Annotated in this window: 3 protein-coding genes and 1 pseudogene; all 4 read right to left on the bottom strand. The window is 38.1% G+C overall.

Annotated features, from left to right (window positions below; all coding sequences use genetic code 11):
• Positions 1–100: 100 nt before the first annotated feature.
• Positions 101–439 (bottom strand): ATP cone domain-containing protein, encoded by a 339-nt coding sequence (locus tag K1I67_RS09550; protein ID WP_004253071.1) that lies wholly within the window; start codon positions 437–439, stop codon positions 101–103.
• A gap of 13 nt (positions 440–452) precedes the next feature.
• Positions 453–1172 (bottom strand): tRNA (guanosine(37)-N1)-methyltransferase TrmD, encoded by a 720-nt coding sequence (gene trmD, locus K1I67_RS09545; protein ID WP_223339735.1) that lies wholly within the window; start codon positions 1170–1172, stop codon positions 453–455.
• Positions 1162–1680 carry a ribosome maturation factor RimM gene (gene rimM / locus K1I67_RS09540; protein WP_223339734.1) on the bottom strand — a complete coding sequence of 173 codons (519 nt, stop codon included), beginning with the start codon at positions 1678–1680 and terminating at the stop codon, positions 1162–1164. Before rimM ends, trmD begins: the two co-directional genes overlap by 11 nt.
• 73 nt (positions 1681–1753) lie before the next feature.
• Positions 1754–2071: pseudogene (locus tag K1I67_RS09535) on the bottom strand (hypothetical protein); the annotation flags it as partial.

The following is a 2071-nucleotide window of genomic DNA, read 5'->3' as shown; positions in this document are numbered from 1 at the left end:
TCTTCACAAGTTAATTTCATAATAAAAACACCCCAAAAGTTAGATTTTTTCCTGTCTAACTTTTGGGGTGCAGTTCATTTATCATCTCACTCTTTTTATCTTAGCGAATTTGTTCAAAATGAAGGTGAACAGCGATGTGGTCGCCATAACCACTTCTCTCCAAATCACGTTGCAAACGATAAGAGATATAGTGTTCTGCGATTGTAATGTAGCCAGCACCGAGTAAGCGGTGCTCAACCATTGATTGAATCATACTGATAGTCGCACGTTCTACTTTTGCTTCTTCTAAATCCAACACAACTTTTTTAGTAACTTGAGCTAGATTTTGGCGCAAATCGTCAGTCAAAACATAGACTGTCTGAGCCGCCTTAAGGATAGCTTGGTAGATTTTATCTGGATCAAAATCAGCGACTTGTCCATCACGTTTAATTACTTGCATAAGTTTTCTCCTTTTAATTGTTATTTTCTTTAATTTCTGCTAACATTTTCTCTTCTTCTGCTGTCAGTTCATACTTTTCCAGCAAATCAGGTCTACGTTGGTAGGTTTTCTTGAGGCTCTCATAGAGTCGCCATTGACGTATGTTTTCATGATGCCCACTCATGAGCACTTCTGGAACTACCATGCCACGATAATCATAAGGACGTGTGTACTGTGGATATTCCAACAGTCCTGATGAAAAGCTATCATCTTGGTGACTCGTTTCTTTACCAATTACTTCTGGTATCAAGCGAACTGTCGCATCAATCATGGTCATTGCTGCCAGTTCTCCACCAGTGAGAACATAATCACCTAGGGAAATCTCATCAGTCACCAGGATCTTAATTCGCTCATCATAGCCCTCGTAGTGTCCACAGATAAAGATGAGTTCTTCTTCTTGGGCTAAATCTTCAGCATAGGCTTGATCAAACTGCTTGCCAGCAGGATCCAAAAGAATCACGCGCGGATTCTTCTTTTGAATAGCATCAAAGGCATCAAAGATTGGTTGCGCACGTAGCAACATCCCTTGGCCACCACCGTAGGGTTCGTCATCAACATGACGAGCCTTTTCAGCATATTCACGAAAATTATGATACTGGATATCTAAAAGCCCTTTTTCTCGAGCCTTTCCAACGATTGAGTGCTCCAGTGGAGAGAACATCTCTGGAAAGAGGGTTAAAATATCAATCTTCATCGTCTAACCCTTCTAAGAGTTCAACATCCACACGGTTATTGGAAATGTCCACATTAAGCACAACAGGTGGAATATATGGCAAGAGAAGGTCACGCTTGCCTTTTCGCTTAACTACCCAAACATCATTGGCGCCAGGCTGAAGGATTTCCTTGATGGTTCCAATCAAGTTATCTCTCTCGTAGACCTCTAAGCCGATAATTTCGTGATAGTAAAATTCACCCTCATCCAGGTCATTAAGGTTTTCTTCTGCAACCTTCAAACTGTAGCCCTTGTATTTTTCAATGTCATTAATATGGTACATATCCTTAAATTTGATGATATCGAAGTTTTTATGTTTACGGTGGCTTGCAATAACCACTGTTTGCACAAATTGATCTTTTTCATCAAATAAGGCAAGCTCTGCCCCTTTTTTAAAGCGTTCTTCAGTAAAATCTGTCACTGACAAGACTCGCATCTCACCTTGCAAGCCTTGGGTATTGACAATTTTCCCAACGTTAAAGTAGTTCATCTGATCTCCTGTATCTGTTTCTCCCTTTATTTTATCATGTTATAGGGATTTTCTCAAGTTGGAGAAAAATCAGTTATAATCCCAAAAGTGCTAGTAGTTTCCTCTTTAATGTTAATTTATATTTGAAAGAAGAAATATTTATATTCCCGTTATACATATTACTATAAAATGTATACTCCCCAATTTGACCTTGACTTGTCTTCCATTTCATCCTTAAACTAGGTATATTCTCAGGTAAATTTGTATGAATCAATAGACATGTATTATTCTTTAAATTTTTAACTGTATGCAGTTTATCATTAACAACTAATCGATTAGATTCTGTCAATAATTTTGTGTAAACACTCAAGTAAAGTTGCGGAGTGTTAATCAAATAAGCTTTCAAGTGTGT

Source organism: Streptococcus infantis, from assembly GCF_019929575.1.
In the GTDB taxonomy this organism is placed as follows: domain Bacteria; phylum Bacillota; class Bacilli; order Lactobacillales; family Streptococcaceae; genus Streptococcus; species Streptococcus infantis_L.
This window is presented reverse-complemented; position numbering and strand designations above follow the sequence as displayed.